General features: G+C 40.6%; 14 protein-coding genes. 6 read left to right on the forward strand and 8 right to left on the reverse strand.

Annotation, left to right across the window (positions count from 1 at the left end):
- Nucleotides 1-37: 37 nt before the first annotated feature.
- From QUE03_RS19065 to QUE03_RS19080, 4 genes are all read right to left on the reverse strand, one after another.
- The gene (locus tag QUE03_RS19065) at nucleotides 38-637 is read right to left on the reverse strand and encodes a YjaG family protein (RefSeq protein ID WP_286263616.1); all 600 of its coding nucleotides are present in this window, start codon (nucleotides 635-637) and stop codon (nucleotides 38-40) included.
- A 92-nt stretch (nucleotides 638-729) separates the two neighbouring features.
- Nucleotides 730-1284, reverse strand: coding sequence for a GNAT family N-acetyltransferase (locus tag QUE03_RS19070; RefSeq protein WP_286263618.1), 555 nt, complete (start codon nucleotides 1282-1284; stop codon nucleotides 730-732).
- Nucleotides 1285-1496: 212 nt separating this feature from the next.
- Nucleotides 1497-3647, reverse strand: coding sequence for a coiled-coil domain-containing protein (locus QUE03_RS19075; RefSeq protein WP_286263620.1), 2151 nt, complete (start codon nucleotides 3645-3647; stop codon nucleotides 1497-1499).
- A 189-nt stretch (nucleotides 3648-3836) separates the two neighbouring features.
- Nucleotides 3837-4589, reverse strand: a complete 753-nt coding sequence (locus tag QUE03_RS19080) for a SapC family protein (protein WP_286263622.1) — start codon at nucleotides 4587-4589, stop codon at nucleotides 3837-3839.
- 179 nt (nucleotides 4590-4768) lie between these two features.
- Here QUE03_RS19080 and QUE03_RS19085 point away from each other — a divergent pair, with 179 nt between their 5' ends.
- Together QUE03_RS19085 and QUE03_RS19090 are read left to right on the forward strand one after the other, a co-directional pair.
- The gene (locus QUE03_RS19085; protein ID WP_286263624.1) at nucleotides 4769-5674 is read left to right on the forward strand and encodes an EamA family transporter; all 906 of its coding nucleotides are present in this window, start codon (nucleotides 4769-4771) and stop codon (nucleotides 5672-5674) included.
- Nucleotides 5671-5985 carry a hypothetical protein gene (locus QUE03_RS19090; protein WP_286263625.1) on the forward strand — a complete coding sequence of 105 codons (315 nt, stop codon included), beginning with the start codon at nucleotides 5671-5673 and terminating at the stop codon, nucleotides 5983-5985. The genes QUE03_RS19085 and QUE03_RS19090 overlap by 4 nt, the downstream gene beginning before the upstream one ends.
- A gap of 65 nt (nucleotides 5986-6050) precedes the next feature.
- Here the strand turns inward: QUE03_RS19090 and QUE03_RS19095 are convergent, their stop codons facing one another.
- Nucleotides 6051-6455 carry a glycine zipper 2TM domain-containing protein gene (locus QUE03_RS19095; protein ID WP_286263627.1) on the reverse strand — a complete coding sequence of 135 codons (405 nt, stop codon included), beginning with the start codon at nucleotides 6453-6455 and terminating at the stop codon, nucleotides 6051-6053.
- 238 nt (nucleotides 6456-6693) lie between these two features.
- On the opposite strand from QUE03_RS19095, the gene QUE03_RS19100 reads away from it, so the two are divergent.
- Entirely contained in the window at nucleotides 6694-8076 is a 1383-nt protein-coding gene (locus QUE03_RS19100) for a Na+/H+ antiporter NhaC family protein (protein WP_286263629.1), read from the forward strand.
- Nucleotides 8077-8198: 122 nt separating this feature from the next.
- Here QUE03_RS19100 and QUE03_RS19105 read toward each other — a convergent pair whose 3' ends face one another.
- The 3 genes from QUE03_RS19105 to QUE03_RS19115 form a co-directional block, all read right to left on the reverse strand.
- On the reverse strand, nucleotides 8199-10208 hold the full coding sequence (locus QUE03_RS19105; protein WP_286263631.1) for a methyl-accepting chemotaxis protein: 2010 nt from the start codon (nucleotides 10206-10208) through the stop codon (nucleotides 8199-8201).
- A 302-nt stretch (nucleotides 10209-10510) separates the two neighbouring features.
- A complete protein-coding gene (pgi, locus tag QUE03_RS19110) occupies nucleotides 10511-12139 on the reverse strand; it encodes a glucose-6-phosphate isomerase (protein ID WP_286263633.1) in 1629 nt (542 codons plus the stop codon).
- A gap of 262 nt (nucleotides 12140-12401) precedes the next feature.
- The gene (locus tag QUE03_RS19115) at nucleotides 12402-14534 is read right to left on the reverse strand and encodes a TonB-dependent receptor (RefSeq protein ID WP_286263635.1); all 2133 of its coding nucleotides are present in this window, start codon (nucleotides 14532-14534) and stop codon (nucleotides 12402-12404) included.
- 254 nt (nucleotides 14535-14788) lie between these two features.
- Between QUE03_RS19115 and QUE03_RS19120 the strand changes: the two genes are divergently transcribed.
- The 3 genes from QUE03_RS19120 (at nucleotide 14789) to QUE03_RS19130 (ending at nucleotide 16979) form a co-directional block, all read left to right on the forward strand.
- The gene (locus QUE03_RS19120; RefSeq protein WP_286263637.1) at nucleotides 14789-15733 is read left to right on the forward strand and encodes a response regulator; all 945 of its coding nucleotides are present in this window, start codon (nucleotides 14789-14791) and stop codon (nucleotides 15731-15733) included.
- A gap of 137 nt (nucleotides 15734-15870) precedes the next feature.
- The gene (locus QUE03_RS19125; protein ID WP_286263640.1) at nucleotides 15871-16497 is read left to right on the forward strand and encodes a 3'-5' exonuclease; all 627 of its coding nucleotides are present in this window, start codon (nucleotides 15871-15873) and stop codon (nucleotides 16495-16497) included.
- A 65-nt stretch (nucleotides 16498-16562) separates the two neighbouring features.
- A complete protein-coding gene (locus tag QUE03_RS19130) occupies nucleotides 16563-16979 on the forward strand; it encodes a hypothetical protein (protein ID WP_286263643.1) in 417 nt (138 codons plus the stop codon).
- Nucleotides 16980-17002 lie beyond the last annotated feature (23 nt).

The raw sequence follows: 17002 nt of genomic DNA on the forward strand, positions 1-17002 counted from the left end.
GATTAGTAGACCGATAACAACATAAATTAATGCTGGTTTATTCTATTTCGATACCTAGGTTTGAAAGCCTTTCCTCAAGCGCCATTTGCTTGGCTTCCTGACATGTAGCTTTAGATTCAGGCGCGTGTTTCAGGAAATAAAATAGCTCATTTTGCGTTGCGATTTCCCATTCCATAAGCGGATGTTCGAGTATGTCTTGTTCATCAATCACAACATCCTCTTGCCCATCAGCATCTTGCACTAAAGTCAGCTCAACAAAATAGCGGACGCTATTTTCCGACAATTTACCAACATCAAGTAAGCCGTCTGATTCTTTGGATTGAATGCCTTGCATTAGCGACATTAACGCCATGCATACATCGACAGCAGGGAAAACACCAAACGAATCGAATGCTTCAGGATCTGGAGTTTGCTCTTCTAGCTTGACCAACTGGGCATCATAATTAATTTTAACTTTTTGTGATTTATCTAACCATTGCCACAGTAAATCTAGTTGATTACGCAGTACCTTGGTCTCACCAAAGCCCATTGCTTGAGAAAACATTTGGTAGTTAGGTAGCATGCGCTCAAGGAGTGCACAGCAATACGTTACTTGTTGCCATTGAGATAATTTAGCCAGTGGTAATCTAATCGTCATAAAAAGTCAGCCTTGTATAAGTCTCCTTATGATAGCACTTTACTGATCAAAGTCTGTGTTAGTTTTTAACAACCATCGACTTAGTCATCTTATTAACCATGTCGCTGTTGATAGTCTTCTTGAAGCATAGCAAACACATATTCATCGCCCCACGCCCCTTTGAAAAAGATATTTTTAACAAAATGTGCTTCTCGCCTAAACCCAGTTTTTTCTAATAATCTCACACTTGCTAAATTTTTACTGTCGGTTATTGCCGTAATACGGTGCACATCCTGCTCAACAAAAAAGTAAGACAACAACCGTTTTATCGCTCGTGTTGCTACCCCTTTATTTTGATGCTCAGGGGCAATAGTAAAACCGATTTCCACTTGCTGATTGTCGATAAAATGAACTGCTAAATCTCCCAACAGTTGTCCGGAGCTATGTTCGACTATCGCTAACTGAAACCAATGACCAATGCGTTCGTCCGTTGAAAATAGCTTATAATTCGTCTGTTCAAACATCTTAATCGCATCATCTAGGCTGTAATCGACCCAACTTTGATATCGAGCGACTTCGGGACAATTACGGTAGTGAGAAAAAGCAGGTAGATCAGAGAATTCAAAAGCTCTAATTGAAAAGGATGTCGTCTCTAGAGCGATCGCCATGGTTATAAATCCTATTACTGTATTGGTTTTCATTCCTTAAAGAAAATGCAGGTAATGCCAGCAATAGTCAACAACTCCAGTATTGACGAACAGTCACTAAAGTCATTCAAAAAGACAACTGCGAAACGTCAACATGGAAAATTCAGACAATAAAAAACCGTGGTGATCACTACACGCAATCACAACGGTTTTATTATGATGCTTAATTTAAGTTAACTTTGGCTCGCCAACTGCTTCTGCGCGTATTCAAAGCGTAATCGATATTCTCTGATTTTATCTTCCAATTCACTGACATCATGGGCGTGTTTAGCGCTAAGTTCATGGTTTTCATCTCGTAGATACTTAATCGTGTCACGCGCCTTATCGTGATCACCTTGATGTTTTTCTTTAAAACTGGTCAAGCGATTAATGGCTGACGTTTCCGCTTCTAGCGCGCGTGCCAGTTTCTCTTGTGCGTCAGTGCTTTGTTGTTGGTAATTTTCTGCGTTGGTGTTTGCCGTATTCACATCTTCTGTTAACTGTTTAAGTTGCGTCTTCGACTCCTGCAATTGCTGATTAGCCACTTTAACTTCATCTCTGGATTTTTGTTCTGCTTCAGACGCAGTCTGTTGATGCTGCATAAAGACGGCTTCTAATTCAGTGAATTTTTTATCTTGAGCATCAGTTTTTTCTTTGTAATCTTTCACGTGCTGCTGCAATGTTTCTAAATTGTGTTGCTGCTCTTTTTTCACTTGTTGAAGTTGTTCAATTTGTTGCTGCAAGGCTGTGCTTTCGGTCACTTGTTTTGCAAGCTCTTGTTCATGGGTAGTAGTAGCTTCTGCACTCGTTACTTTATATGCTTCAACTTCTTTCGATTTCTCAACCAACTGTCCTTTGTGTTGTTCTAACTCTTCAGTTAAAAATCTTGCTTGTTGCTGTGCCTGAGTTAACTGTGCTGTGAGCTTTGTGACCTGCATCGCTTGCTCAGATGAATTGGTATTGGCACCGCTTAACTCTTGAGTTAACACTTTAACTTTTTCCGCATTTTCTGTTGATGCTGCTTGTGATTCTTCAAATGCCTTTTGACGTTGTGCTAAATCTTCTGTTAGCGTAGCAATACTTTGAGCTTGTTGCTCCAACGTTACCTTAACCGACTGTTCATGCTCGCTGGCCTGCGCCAATTGTTGCCCCAAGACATCAGCCTGACTTTCTTGCTGTTCTGCATTAGCGTACGCAGCTTCTAGCTCTGCTTTGAGTTGTTCATTTTTCGCGTTTGCTTCAGCCAATAGCTTCTCTTGTTCAGTTTGGCTTTTATTTACGCTGGCTTTGGTACTTTCGATTTGCGCATTCAGTGAGGTGATGCTGGCTGCTTGTTCCGTCACCTTTTGAGCTAGCTGTTGTTCTTGTGTTTCGGTCTGTTTAAGCTTTTGTTCCAGTGCTTTAGCGATCTCAGCTTGCTGCTCGGTGCCAGTTTGTGCTTCCGATAATTGTTGCTTCAATTCCTCAATTTTTGCTAACGCTTGTTTTAATCCCCCACCTTGTTGTTCGGCGGCTTCTAACTGTGTGTTTAATTCGTTGATTTTGTAATCGAGTTCAGCAATCAACACTTGGCTTGCTCTGTCTTGCTCAGTACTTTGAGCATGACGTGATTCCGCTTGGCTTAGTTGACTATTCAATTCAGCGACTTGTTTTTCTAAACTAGCCGCTTTCTCCGATGCTTCAACCAACTGTTGCTGCTGTTGATTATTGCTCTGGCTTTGTTGTGATTGAAGATGTTCAAGTTGACTGCTGACGGTATTAAGTTGGCTATTAAGATCGGAAATTTGCTGGTTTTGAACTTCTAACGTGGCAGTCTTCGCTTTATTAGTCTTAGTGAGGTTTTGTTCGCTTTCAGCCAATTTGGTGAGCTCTTCTTGCACTTTGGCAAGTGTTTGCTCAGTAGTAGTTAATGAAGAGCTGGTTTCCGTTTCACGCGCTTGAGCTGTTTTTAGTTGTTCTTCTAACGACGAAATTGTTGCCAACTTCTCTTTTAACACCTGCTCAGTGTCAGTGAGCTTAGTAGAACTTAGTTCACCGTGATTTTTAAGTTCAGTATCACGCTCATCAACAGCTTTATTTAGCGCTTGTATTTTAATATTGGCATCAGTCAGCTCTTTTTGCGCTTTTGATTCAGTCTCTGCTGCGGCTTGGGAAAGTTGTTCTGCTTTTTGTTGAAGCTCAGAGAATAATGGATGTTGAATCACATCCTCGTCTGTCACTTGGTGTGATTGCTCAACCGACGAGAGCAGGCCCGCAATTTTATCTTCTATCTGAATATAAATATCGCCAGCTAGGCTTTGAATTTGTTCTTCCATATCCTTGGAAAGCTTGTTTTTATCAGCCATGTTTTCCTCGTTATCAACTACCCATAACTTGTTTGATTGTTAAACTAACACAGACTAGTCACACTTGTTAACATTTTGTCTTTGATATTGTCTAAATAAAAAACAACTGCTACTGTTTTATTGGCTATCCGCTGATTTCTGCGCATAAAAAAAGAGGCACGCGGCCTCTTTATTACGTGTCTTAAAAGACTACTTTTTCTCTACTGGTACCACTTGAATACCTGCTACTTTTGCAGCTTCAGTAGCATTGCGTAGCTGTGCTAAACGATGAATTTGTCCAACAGAGCCAAGCATTGAGTGCATAGGGATAAATAATCCACGCTTGTGATAGCTGATTACTTGCTCATCAGTTAATGACTGAAGCTTATTTTCATTAATGGTATAGATACCAACAATTTTCTTTTTCTCGCCTGAATGAAGAGTAACAACCAGCTCTATCTCCTCTAATAGCTCGTTATCTGATAACTCTTTGATGAATTTTTCAGTCATCACTTCATTGTTGTATAAGCGACCTAACGATTCTTCAACGTTTTTGAATAAGTCAGTTGCTTCACCTTTTTCATCAAATAATGGTAAATCTTTATCTTCGCCAACATATTCACTTTCAACGTCAACGCATGCCGTTAATGTTTTGTCTTTTTCCGGGTCTAACCCTAAAGCAAACGGCACCATGCCAACACTTTGCGGCGCGTAAATTGCTGACCAAGTGTCATCTTTTAAAAACAAGTTTTCGCCTGTTTCTAACCCTAACATCGCCACGCTACGAAAACGGTTTGACTCAGGATCTTTAACAATAAAAATAGGGTAGCTAGTCGCCCCTTGTGCAAATTCTGGTGCTGTAATCGGAACAATGTGCTGACCAGCAATGTGCTTTAAACTGCGTTGAGCGGCAATTTTTAAATTTTGATGTTGTTCTTTAGTAACGGGTTCTAACTTAGCCATGAATAATTCTCTTTCTGAATGCTTAAATACCAGAAGGTATCTTATTTTATTATAATGTTAGGCTAGACATGGAGACAACCAAATCGGCTTTCAACACCATCAGGCAAATTTATTCTAATTATTTTAATTTCAATAAAGAAAAATAAAGTAAAACAAGCTAGTAACTCTAGTGTATTTATTTGTTAAAATACGGTCACTGTATTTTATTGTTTGTTCATATCATGTACGCGCTACTTTTTGTTTCTGTTTTATGGGCCTTTTCTTTTGGTTTAATTAAAGGCCAGCTTGCCGGCATTGAGCCATCTTTAGTTGCGGCACTTCGATTAGTACTTTGTTTTACCACCTTTGCGATTTTTTGCCGCTGGAAAGCATTACCTCGGAACACATTAAAATTAGTGGCTCTTGGCGCAATTCAATTTGGCGTAATGTATTGGGCTTATATTCAGTCATACCAGTACTTACCCGGCTATTTAGTTGCTGTATTCACCATTTTCACACCGCTGTATGTAATATTATTTAGTGGCTGGGTTAATCAAAACTTCAGCGTCAAACAGCTATTTCCTGTGATTTTTTCTATTATTGGCGCCGCGATTATTGTCGCTAAAGCGCCTCAAACCAGTGATTATTTCTTGGGATTCATCGTATTACAAAGTGCCAACATCGCTTTCGCATTTGGGCAGGTGGCATACAAACACCTCAATAGAAAAATCGAATCAGTAAACCAGCCAGCATCTCATGTGACACAAATGACACTGATGTATGGCGGCGGTGCTTTATTCAGTACCATCGTAGTCTTGATTAAGGGAAGTTTCAGTACCATTGGCTCGATAACTATAGAACAATGGCAAGTACTCATTTACTTGGGCATCATCGCTTCAGGCCTTGGGTTTAGTTTGTGGAATTTTGGCGCCAAACAAGTCAAGGCTACTGAACTTGCTATAATGAATAATGGCTACGTACCATTAGCAGTAATATTTTCGTTAACACTGTTTGGCGAACAGGGGGATATTGTCAAACTCGCTATCGGCGGTAGTATCATAGGATTCAGTTTATGGTGGGCGCAAAGGTTGGCAGATAAAACATGAATCCACTTTCAAAAGTCGTTTTGTTTCTTGTGGCGATATTCGTATCGACAACGGCACTGTCGATGCCAAAAATAAGAACTGAATTTGGCAAGACGCTTGAGGGAATGATGCGAATTAAGGTCATCAATGAAACAAATCGTGACTTGGCTTGCTATGTCGGGATTGACGGCTGGAAAATCAAGTTTCGTTTGCCGCCGCATAAACATTCGAAATGGTACAAAGCGACTGATCCGCGATATACCTACAATAGCTTTACGACTTGGTGTGATTATATTGAGCGTCATCCAGCATATCGGCAATATATTCTATAAAGGTTCAACAAAAAAGCACTTGGCCAGCGCGCAAGTGCATATTGTTTCTCTTAAACGTTATTAGGCTATTTTACTGCGACTTCTTTGCCATTAATTACGTAAACTTCTTTGCCTTTTAATACGCCAGAACATTGTTGATTGGGCGCTGGACACCAAGTATCAACAACTTGGAGATCACTCTCTGTTCTTACAATATAGCGCCAGCCATACATGGTTTGTTTTTGCTTACTCGCTTGTCGCCCTGCGCCGATTAAGCCACCAACAATTTTTGCTGCATCTTTACCGCTACCAGAGCCAAATGCCGAGCCGACACCAACACCTACAGCAGCACCTAATAAGGGCTTACCATCTTTTCCAACTGTGCCTGTAATAACTTCTGCTTTTTCGATAACACCTTCAACTACTGTTGACTGTGCCATTGCCGTACTTACAAACATAAAAGCGAACAGACCAATAACTAATTTTTTCATGATATCCCTCATTCAAATTACTAATACGTAACGTCGATTGGAATAATCATAGCCCAAATGTAACAGCTTAGTTACGACGAAATTGTTGAGTTTTGTTGTAATTTGTAATGGTACAAGAGCGTTTCTTAAGATCTTATATAAGCGTCAAAGTTAATTAGTCTGCTATCTCACTTTTTCATTGCGCATAGATTCGCTATGATGGTGGCCAATAAAAATATAATAAAGTTTCCGGTGTTTTATGTCTGAATGGCTCAGTATTATTCCTCCAGTGTTAGCTATCATCATTGTTCTATGGAAGAAAGAAGTAATCCTCGCCTTGTTAGTGGCAATCTTTAGCTCTGAGTTATTAATCTTGCAATCGACTGAGCAAAGTAGTGTTGTTGGCGCCTTCGCCTTAGCAGGGCTGGAGCGTATTGTCAGTGTTTTTCATGATGGCGGTAATACCCGCATTCTTATTTTTAGTTTGATGGTTGGCGCATTGCTTGCGTTTATGCGCTATTCAGGAGGAGTAACAGCAACGGTTAATTACCTTATCAAAAAAGGCGTGAGTGGCAGTGCAAGAAGAGCCAGATTGTTACCCTTTTTTACCGGCATAGCCATTTTTATTGAATCAAACCTGAGTGTGTTAATGGCCGGTATTATCTCACGTGGCCTATTCGATAAATTCAACATGAGTCGTGCACGACTGGCTTATATCATAGACAGTACCAGCGCCCCCATTTGTATTCTTTTGCTTGTAAACGGTTGGGGCGCGTATGTGCTTGGCTTAATGGGTGCCTACGAATTAGAAGAATCTTATGTATCCATTCTAATACAAACGATTCCTTTAAACTTTTACGCCCTGATCACCTTAGCAATTGTGCTCTATACCATTTTGGCGGATAAAACCCATGGTCCATTAAAAGCCTCAGAGCAAGCGCAGAAGAAAGTTACATCTCACGCTGATATAGACATCGAGCCAAGCAAACCGATGTTTATGATTTTACCTATGGTCACTATGTGCTTTTCGATGATCGGATTCATGTTTTTAACCGGTGGTGGTGATTTTGTTCAAGGCTCAGGCTCGAAATCAGTTTTGTATTCAACCAGTTTAGCCTGTTTAGTTGCCTATGCGATGATGGTTGGCTCAAAAAGGTTTAGTCATAAGCAAATGACTGAAATTGGCTTTAAGGGTATGTCAGAGCTACTGCCATTAGTGACAATTGTATTGTTATCACTCGCACTGGGCAGTAGTTTAAAGCTATTAGGTACAGGGGTATTCATCTCAGGGCTAGTAGCCGATAATTTACCGCTGTTTCTTGTGCCGGCTGTATTGTTTATTGCTGGTGGTTTAATGTCCTTTACCACAGGAACATCATGGGGTACATTCGCGTTACTTATCCCTATTGGTATGCCATTGGTCATCAATCTTGGCTTGCCTGCACCTTTAGTATTGGCTGCGATACTTGGCGGCGGTGTTTTTGGTGACCATTGTTCACCTATATCTGACACCACAGCGGTTTCTGCTGTAGCTTCGGGATGTGATTTATTAGAACACGTAAGAACACAGTTGCCATATGCCCTTGTAGGAGGTGGTTTAACATTAGTAGCATATATACTTGCTGGCATTGCAATGATTTAAGAGCGCTGTAAGTCAATTAACCAGTATTAATGAGAAAATAAAAAAGCTACTCATTGTCATGAGTAGCTTTTTTGTTTGGTATAGCATTCGCCAACATCACATAAACGGCTTAGTTTTTGTAGTTACGCCACTTTAAACTGTGAAATCGTCGCGGTAAGCTCTTGTGTAATTTCTTTTTGCGCCTGACTCTTCGTTGCCATTTCAATGGTTTGAGACACGGCAGTATCAGCAAGCTCGTTTACTGATACCGTTTGCTGACTGATCTCATCCGATGCAGACGCTTGTTCACGAATGGTCATCGCTGCTTCATTCGACTGTTCTTCAATCAACGAGATAGCTTCATTAATTTGTGATAACTTTTCACTCACTTTATTAATCAACTCTACACCTTGATTAGTTTTTTGTTTACCTGCATTCATCACTGCCACTGCGCTGGCTGCAGAATCTTGCAATTTAACAATGATCTTTTCAATATCGCCGGTTGAGTCTTGCGTGCGGCTTGCCAATGTTCTCACTTCATCAGCAACGACTGCAAAACCTCGCCCTTGTTCGCCTGCTCGTGCTGCTTCAATTGCTGCATTCAATGCCAATAAATTAGTCTGCTCGGCGATATTTTTAATCACTTCAAGTACCGCCGAAATTGATTCGGAATTCTTGTGCAGGTCATTGACAACATCGGTAGCGTTACCGACTTCTTGTGATAAATCACCCATCAAGATATTGGCATTGTCAGCCAATGAACGTCCCTCTGAGGATTCTTCTGTCGCACGTGTTGCATAATCTAGTGATGTTTGAGCATTGTCAGAAATGCCATGAATCGTTTGGGTCATTTGAGTCGCTGCCGTGGCGATCTGTTCAATATAACCTTTCTGTGTATTAACTGTGGTGGTGAAATCGTTTACTAATGCGCTTACATTGTCTGACTCATTCAATACTTGTTCAGTGGTATTATTACATTGACCAATAATGGATTGAATATTTTCCACAAAACCATTAAACGATTCACTTAAATGCCCCAATTCATCATTGCTGTTAATATCGATTCGTTTGGTCAAGTCCCCTTCACCTGAGGCGATATCATCCATCGCATCGACAACACGTTTCAAAGGTTTGGTCAGCAGTTTTTGTATGGTAAAAAAGATAACCGCAGAGGTAATCAACATCACTAAAATAACCATCATGATTGATGATACCGTTGTCTCATACACCGGATTAGTTATTACGTGCATTGGCACCATAAAAGCAACACGCCAATCTAGAGCTTGAGTGTCGTCTGCTATCGATGTAACGACCGCTAAATATTCTTCACCTTTGAAGGTAACCGTTGAAATCAATTCCTCTTGAGATCTACTATCACTTAACAGCTTTCCAAAACCATCCGCATCGGTAAATAAATTATCTACCGTATCTAACGTCGGTAATTTGCTCATATCGATGCGATTATCTTCATCCGGAAAGGAAATGATCTGACCTTGGCTAGTGTATAAGAAACCAAAGCCTTCATTTTGATAGGTCATGGTATCAATAAGGCCACTTTTGATTTCTGACGCTAGTATATCTATCCCCATGACGCCAAGCAGTTTTCCAACTGGATCATAAACTGTGGTTTTAATTGACGTAACAATAGATCCATCGTTGGCATCTATTTCAGGATTGGTAATAAACAGGCGATCTTTTTTAAGCGCCTCACCCCACCAAGGTCGTTTGCTGGTGAAATAGGCATCATCATTATAACGACCGTTAATATCGAAGTATTCGTGAGTCGCTGCCGGAGCATAAAACACAGACTTAATCATAGGGTCTTGTGCGGATTCATTTTTAAACAGCTTCACAATTTTTTGATATTGCTCGTCGTTATCTATCTCAGCACCACGATCTTGATATTGACTGAACCAATCGTTTACAAAAGGGTTGCCTTTTAATGACGTAACTACGCGCGAACGTTCGCGGAAAAACTCATGGATACCATTTGACGCTTGTTGTGTTGCTATTCTAATTTCCTGAAGTACCGACTGCTCAACTGAATCGGCTCGATTTGAAGTAACCGTTGTTGCAACAATAATTGCAATAACCGCAAAAATACTTGAAATAGATAGAAGTACTTTGCGTACAACTGATTGCCTTTTTTTCATGAATCCATATCCCAAATTTTATAAAACCATAAAGCTGTGGCGCTCGCGCGCTCTTCAACTTTTAGCTCCGAGTTTTTATTAAACTCAGACAGCTTTGGCAATATCAATTTGCCGAATATATTCATGAGCTCCATTCAAAACTACGTACACTGTCTTAAGTTATTATTTTTGTTTTCAAATACAGGGTTATTTGAAGTGCAATTCATCATACACGCAAATGTATGCAATTTGGAATACCTGTTTGCCGAGCAAATCAAATGCCCGAATCAATCGGGCATTTCGATAGAAAATACAGCATAGCGTTAGCGGCTTCGATAAAGGCTGATCAGCGCATTGGTCGATCCGTCCATAGTTAACGGTTCAGTTTTATCAGATAATTTACTCAAGACTTGGTTGCCCAGTGCCTTACCTAACTCTACACCCCATTGATCAAAAGAGTTCACCTGCCAAATCACCCCTTGAACAAACACTTTATGCTCATAAAGGGCAATTAAACTGCCCAGAGTTTTCGGATCGAGCGTATTAAACAACAAGGTGTTACTCGGCTTGTTGCCTTTCATGACCTTATGGCTTGCCAGGTTATTAATCTCTTCTGAGCTACAATTCGCTTTTTTCATCGCCGCGCGCACTTGAGCTTCACTTTGACCTTCCATTAACGCCTGACTTTGACCAAAACAATTAGATGCAAGCATATCGTGGTGATTAGCCACATCATGATGTGGGTGCATGGGCAGCATAAAGTCTACTGGAATGGTGGTTTTACTTTGATGGATTAATTGATGAAAGGAGTGTTGGCCGTTAGTACCTTCGCTTCCCCAGATTATGGGGCCCGTAGCATAGCTTAACTCTTCATTTAGAATTGACACCGATTTACCGTTACTTTCCATGTCTAATTGTTGTATATAAGCAGGTAAACCGCGCAAATAATGATAATAAGGTAGTAACACCTGAGATTGTGCGCGATGAAAATTTCGGTACCAAATACCTAACAACGCCATAATTACGGGCATATTTTCATTGAGCGGCGCCTTCTGAAAGTGCTCGTCCATATCAAACGCGCCTTCAAGAAAGGCTTGATAATGATCAAAACCAATGGCTAATGCGAGTGGCAAACCTATCGCCGACCATACGGAATAGCGACCACCGACCCAATCCCACATCGGAAAGATATTCTCTTCATCAATGCCAAAAGTTTTGGCCGCTTCAATATTGGTCGAGACACAGGCAAAATTGTGTTTTATATCGTTAGGTTGTGCGGATTTAAGGAACCACTCACGAGCTGAGTCTGCATTGCGCAGCGTTTCTTGCGTCGATAAGGTTTTCGAAGACGTGATAAATAAGGTGGTTTCTGGGTTTAAGTTCTCTAATACATCAGCTAAATGGCAGCCATCAACATTAGCAACAAAGTGCACTTTCAAATGCTTTTGTCGATACGGCTTTAATGCCTCCGACATTATTTTTGGCCCCAAAAATGAGCCACCAATACCAATACTGACCACATCGGTAAAGGCTTTGCCGGTGAAGCCACATTTTTCACCCGTGGATACCGCGTCAACAAAGACCTTGAGTTTTGCCAACGTTGATTTGATTAGCGGCATAATATCTTCGCCATCTACCTCAATTGGTTTGTCTGATAAATTGCGCAAAGCAGTGTGTAATACTGCTCGATGTTCCGTAATATTGATTGGCTCACCGGAAAACATTTTGTCTCGTTGAGCACAGACATTAGTCGCTTGTGCTAAGGCAATCAGCGCATCCATAGTTTCTGATGTGATATGATTTTTAGAATAGTCTAATGTTAAACCTGACGCCGTTAAAGAAAAGTGCTCGAAACGATTGGGATCCACTTTGAACATATCTCGCATATGTGTACTTTTTATACGTTCATAATGTTGAGAAAGGGCTTGCCATTGAGCAGAACGGGTTATCATTAAAACATCCTTTGCTGATAATAAAATTGCGCATCATATAACAACTAAATGACACCGCAATGAAAACATTAAACGGTTACGTTATACGAGAAAAACTGAGCACTAAAGATACCTATGTTCAACTCAGTTATCAATGTACTCCGATAAAAATTGACTAAACGGTCAAGATGTTATGTCAGGCATGCAGGTTTCTGAATATGAAAAACAAGAAAGCGCCTGAAAGGCGCTTATTTATCATTGGTTAACCCGTCAGAAGTTTAGCTTAAAAACTGTACCCTAATTCAACCCAGCCGCTAATACCTTCACCTGGTAGGCGATCCATCACAGGTATTTCATTTCCTTTAACTCGATTATAACCAGATAGATGGTTTCGATAATTCTTATCAAGAAGGTTATCTATGCCTGCTCGTACACTTAAATCTGAGCTAAAGAAGTATTGCCCTTCCAAGTTGATCAATGCATAACCTGCGGTTTCCATTTCATCGTTTTCTTGAGAAACATCACTTTGCGCATCAACTGCTGTAATATTGAGTTTGGCGATGTAATTATCATTATTGAAAATAATATCTACCTGCGCATTTAAGGGCGCAATGCGGTACAAATAATCGTTGATATCACGTCGCTCACCACGAACATAACTAACTATGCCATTGACACTGAATTGACTAGATAACTGATAGCTCCAGTTAACATCAGCGCCATACAGTTTTCCATCAACATTGGTGAACTTAAGTGGATTGTCATCGCCTGACATCATTTGTGCCATCATACTCGCCGTCATGTCTTCCATGCCAAGGGTCGTACCTTGAATATAATTATTGATGTTTTGGAAATAAACATGGGTAGAAACAAGGCTGTTTTGGGTTTTTGAGGTCAACCCTAAGTCCGTTTGATAGGCCGTTTCACTATCAAGGTTAATATCGCCAATATAGGTATTGCCATCAGCTAAACCTCCAGTAGACTCCATCGGCGTCCATAAGTAGCGCTCTTGATAAGAAGGTGCACGGTTTTTCACGCCAAAACCAACATACACGCTAAGCGTGTCATTAATTTGTTTTTGTAGGCTTAATGCGATATCAACATTGGTTTCATCAACGCTACGGTTGGCGTTGTTAAAATCATCCTGAAGCGCAGATGCCATCATACCCATATTACCCATCATCATGGCCATTGATGTGCTCACTTCACCTGCATTACTTTGCGACTGCTTTAAGCGTGCCCCTACGTGTATATGCACATCACTGATTTGCTGCTGCCATTCAGCGAATAATCCATAACGATCATCTTGTACCTCATTAAAATTAACGACTTTAAACATCATGTTGTTCGGGTTTGTGATCACCGAGTCATGATCAGCCTGATAACCATCAACTCCGAGCGTCAGTTCACCTTCACCCACCTCACGCGCCATGACCAATTTAAAATCAAGGGTATCTGATGTTGCATTATTACGGCGATGCTTTTCCATGTTTGTATTTTCGCGCATATGGAAATTGGTCATGCCATGCTCGGCGTCTAAATAGCCAATTTGCCAGTTATATTGCCAAGTTTTGCCTTGAAAACTGCCGTCATAGCTGACGCGGTTCGAGTAAATAAATTCAATGTCCATTGGCAATGCAGGCGTTCCAGAGTCTGTGGTGTCGGTATAGTGGTAGCCCAACCCTGATTCAAATTGACCGCTGTTATATCGAATGTCAGCGCCATATTGACCTTTGGAAAATTCTGTTGGAGAAACTTCTCGATCATCCCCGTCCTCAAAATTTTCACCTTCTTGTATATTGCCATAAAACATCACACCAAAATCTCCTTTTGAGAAATTAGTCACAGCAGCAAATGTGCTGGCGTCAGTACCTGAACGATATCCTGTTTGTAAATCCCCCGTGGCTTGAATGTGATCTTGGTGATCAATTTCAGCTTTGCGCATTTTTACATCAATAGCGCCACCTAAAGTATTCATTGCCGCTGATACAGGCGCAATACCGCGAAAGGCAGACATCGATTCTACCATCAATGGTGTTGAGTAGCTCAACGGTGTGTCCATCGCATTCGGACCTGCGCCAATCAACACATGACCGTCTAGAGTTGTTGCTACTCGGTCACCATAAAGTCCTCTAAATTGTGCAATACCTGTAACTGGGCCGTTGCGATTGACATTGGCACCTGGAATAGAGTTCAACCAACCTGCGAGATCAGGCGTTGTCGTTTTTCCTTGCGCATAACTCTCATCCACCGTTGGCTTTTCAAAACCACGATTAGTCACCGTGATAATTTCCATCGCATCGTCAATATTCTCATCTGCAATTTCATCTGCATAAACAGAGTATGAATTAAACATAACAGGGCAGACGAAAAGAGCGATTAAGCGGATAATTTTATTGGGTTTGAACTTAGTCATTAAATGGTTACTCGGGTCATTGAGAAATTATCATGACGAGTAATTTAGGGCTTTAGGGTAGGTTAGCAATACAAAATGAACAAGGTGCGACAATATGTCGCACCTCTTTAAATTGACCTTTGATCTGGCACAAACAAAGCCATTCAAATTCAGCAAACTCATTTTTCCGAACGCTTAAATATTGCCTGACTTGTAATCTAGACAATGGTTTAGTAGCTTATTCATTAATAATAACAATAATAAATGGAATCACTATGTCTGTAGAAGCCCTTCATAAAGTCGTTTTATACCCTTTCATAACTGAATCAATCGCCAGTTTAAAAGCTATGACAAACCTCTCAGGTACCGCAGGAGAGGCTTTTGTTGATCAGGTCGGTGATTTCCGGTTTAAAGGATATGCCGTGTGCTCTGATGTAACCGGCAGCTTAGACGGCGTGATAATGATGCATCATTATCCTGAAACTGCCATCGCCATTGGTAACTCTGTGTGTGAAAATTTGTTTGGTGAAAATTATGCCTACGACGAAATTAACGAGGAGCTCAGTCATGCGTTAGCTGAGTGGGGCAATACCATTGTCGGTCGCTCAACCGATTTACACAGTAGATACAGTCTAGATTACGATTTTTCGGCGCCATATTTTGTCCAAGATATGGACGATATGGAAAAATATTTAGAAGACGTTAAAGAAATCATCACAGTGCCCATCGCGGTTGAAGGAGTAGGACGCTATTACTTTAACTTGCTGATCCGCAATGTTAATAGCCAAAACGTCGGCATAAAGCGTGAGCAAAGCCAAGGCATCGTAAATGCACATACCAAAGCCTTACCAAAAGACAGCAAAGTATTGCTTGTTGATGACAGCTCAATGATCCGCAAAGCCATTAAACGTTATTTAGCTGAGCTAGGTTATAACAATGTTATTGAAGCCGATGACGGTTTATCAGCCGTTGAAATAGTAAAAAATGAAGCGCCTGATTTTATGTTTATGGATGTGGTCATGGGTGAGATGAATGGCGATCAAGCGCTAACTGCTATTCGTGAAATGGGCTCTGAAATCCCTGTGGTGATGCTGTCTTCTGTAACCGATAAAACACTGGTTGATCAATGTGAAGCACAAGGCGTTTCAGGATTTATTTTTAAACCTATTCAAGCAGATAGCGGTGCAGAAATTATCTCAGACTATTTAAGAATTGCGTAATTTCCACGCTCGAAAATATTTATCGTAATATGAAAGCCAGCGCCCCTTGCTGGCTTTTTAATTGATAGGGCATAAATTGATTGCCTTTAATTCAGTTAAGGTCACAATAAGCAAATTTTTAGATACCGCCCTTGATCATGTCCAACGCCAACTCACTTATTATTCTCGATTTTGAAACCACAGGACTATCTCCTGACCAAGGTGATCGCGCCATTGAAATTGGGGCCGTAAAATTAGAAAACGGTGAAGTCGTCGATCAGTTCCAAGAACTGATGAATCCTGGTCGACCTGTCAGTGGCTTTATCGAAGACTATACTGGCATCACCAATGCCATGCTGAGAGATGCCGCGCCCTGCAAAGATGTAATGGCACGGTTCGCTGAATTTATTCGAGGAGAGAATTTAGTGGCTCATAATGCCTCGTTTGATAAGCGATTTCTAGATGCCGAATTGCAGCGCATATCATTAGATTATAGCGGTCAGTTTGCCTGTTCTTTACTTGTGTCACGTAGAATTTATCAAACCGCTCCAAACCATAAATTGGGCACTTTAGTTAAATATAAAGGAATTCAATCGAGCGGTAGTTTTCACCGGGCGTTATATGATTCACAAATGACCGCCCAGCTTTGGTTAGCCATCATCGATGATATCCAGCATCAAACAGGGCACACGCAAACACCATTTACGCTGATGCAGAAAATTGCAAAAACCCCAAAAAACAAAGTCACAGAGTTCATAGGTAAATATAGCTCAGCTAAAATTTAAGCATACGTAAGCCATTGAAAAATGTTTTAATGACAAAGTTTATCGATGTGAAAAGGAGTGAGTATATGGAAGAACCTGAATTAGCGCGTTGGCCCTTGATCCGAGACACCTTTATTTTTCAGATTAAACTTGCGATGGATGCTATGCGTGACTTATTTTTAAGTCCAGTTTCAATAATCTGCGCTTTAATTGACCTTTTCAAAGGTCATTCTCAGTCCAAAAGTTACTTTTATCGATTAATGGATTTAGGTCACCGAAGTGATACTTGGCTGAATTTGTTTGGTGATCACCAAGCAGATGATGAAAGCCTTAAAAACAGTACTTCTGAAAACAACAAAAACGATATCAATGTTGATCAATTATTTTCACAAGTAGAATCACTACTCAAAGATCAACATGATAAAGGCGGTTTAACCGCCTCTGCCAAAGATAAAATTGACCTGTATCTTAATAAAATAGTTGAAAACAAAAACACTCAATAGCCATTAAAAGTAGTAGGCGATTG

This window comes from Thalassotalea atypica, from assembly GCF_030295975.1.
Taxonomy (GTDB): Bacteria; Pseudomonadota; Gammaproteobacteria; order Enterobacterales; family Alteromonadaceae; genus Thalassotalea_F; species Thalassotalea_F atypica.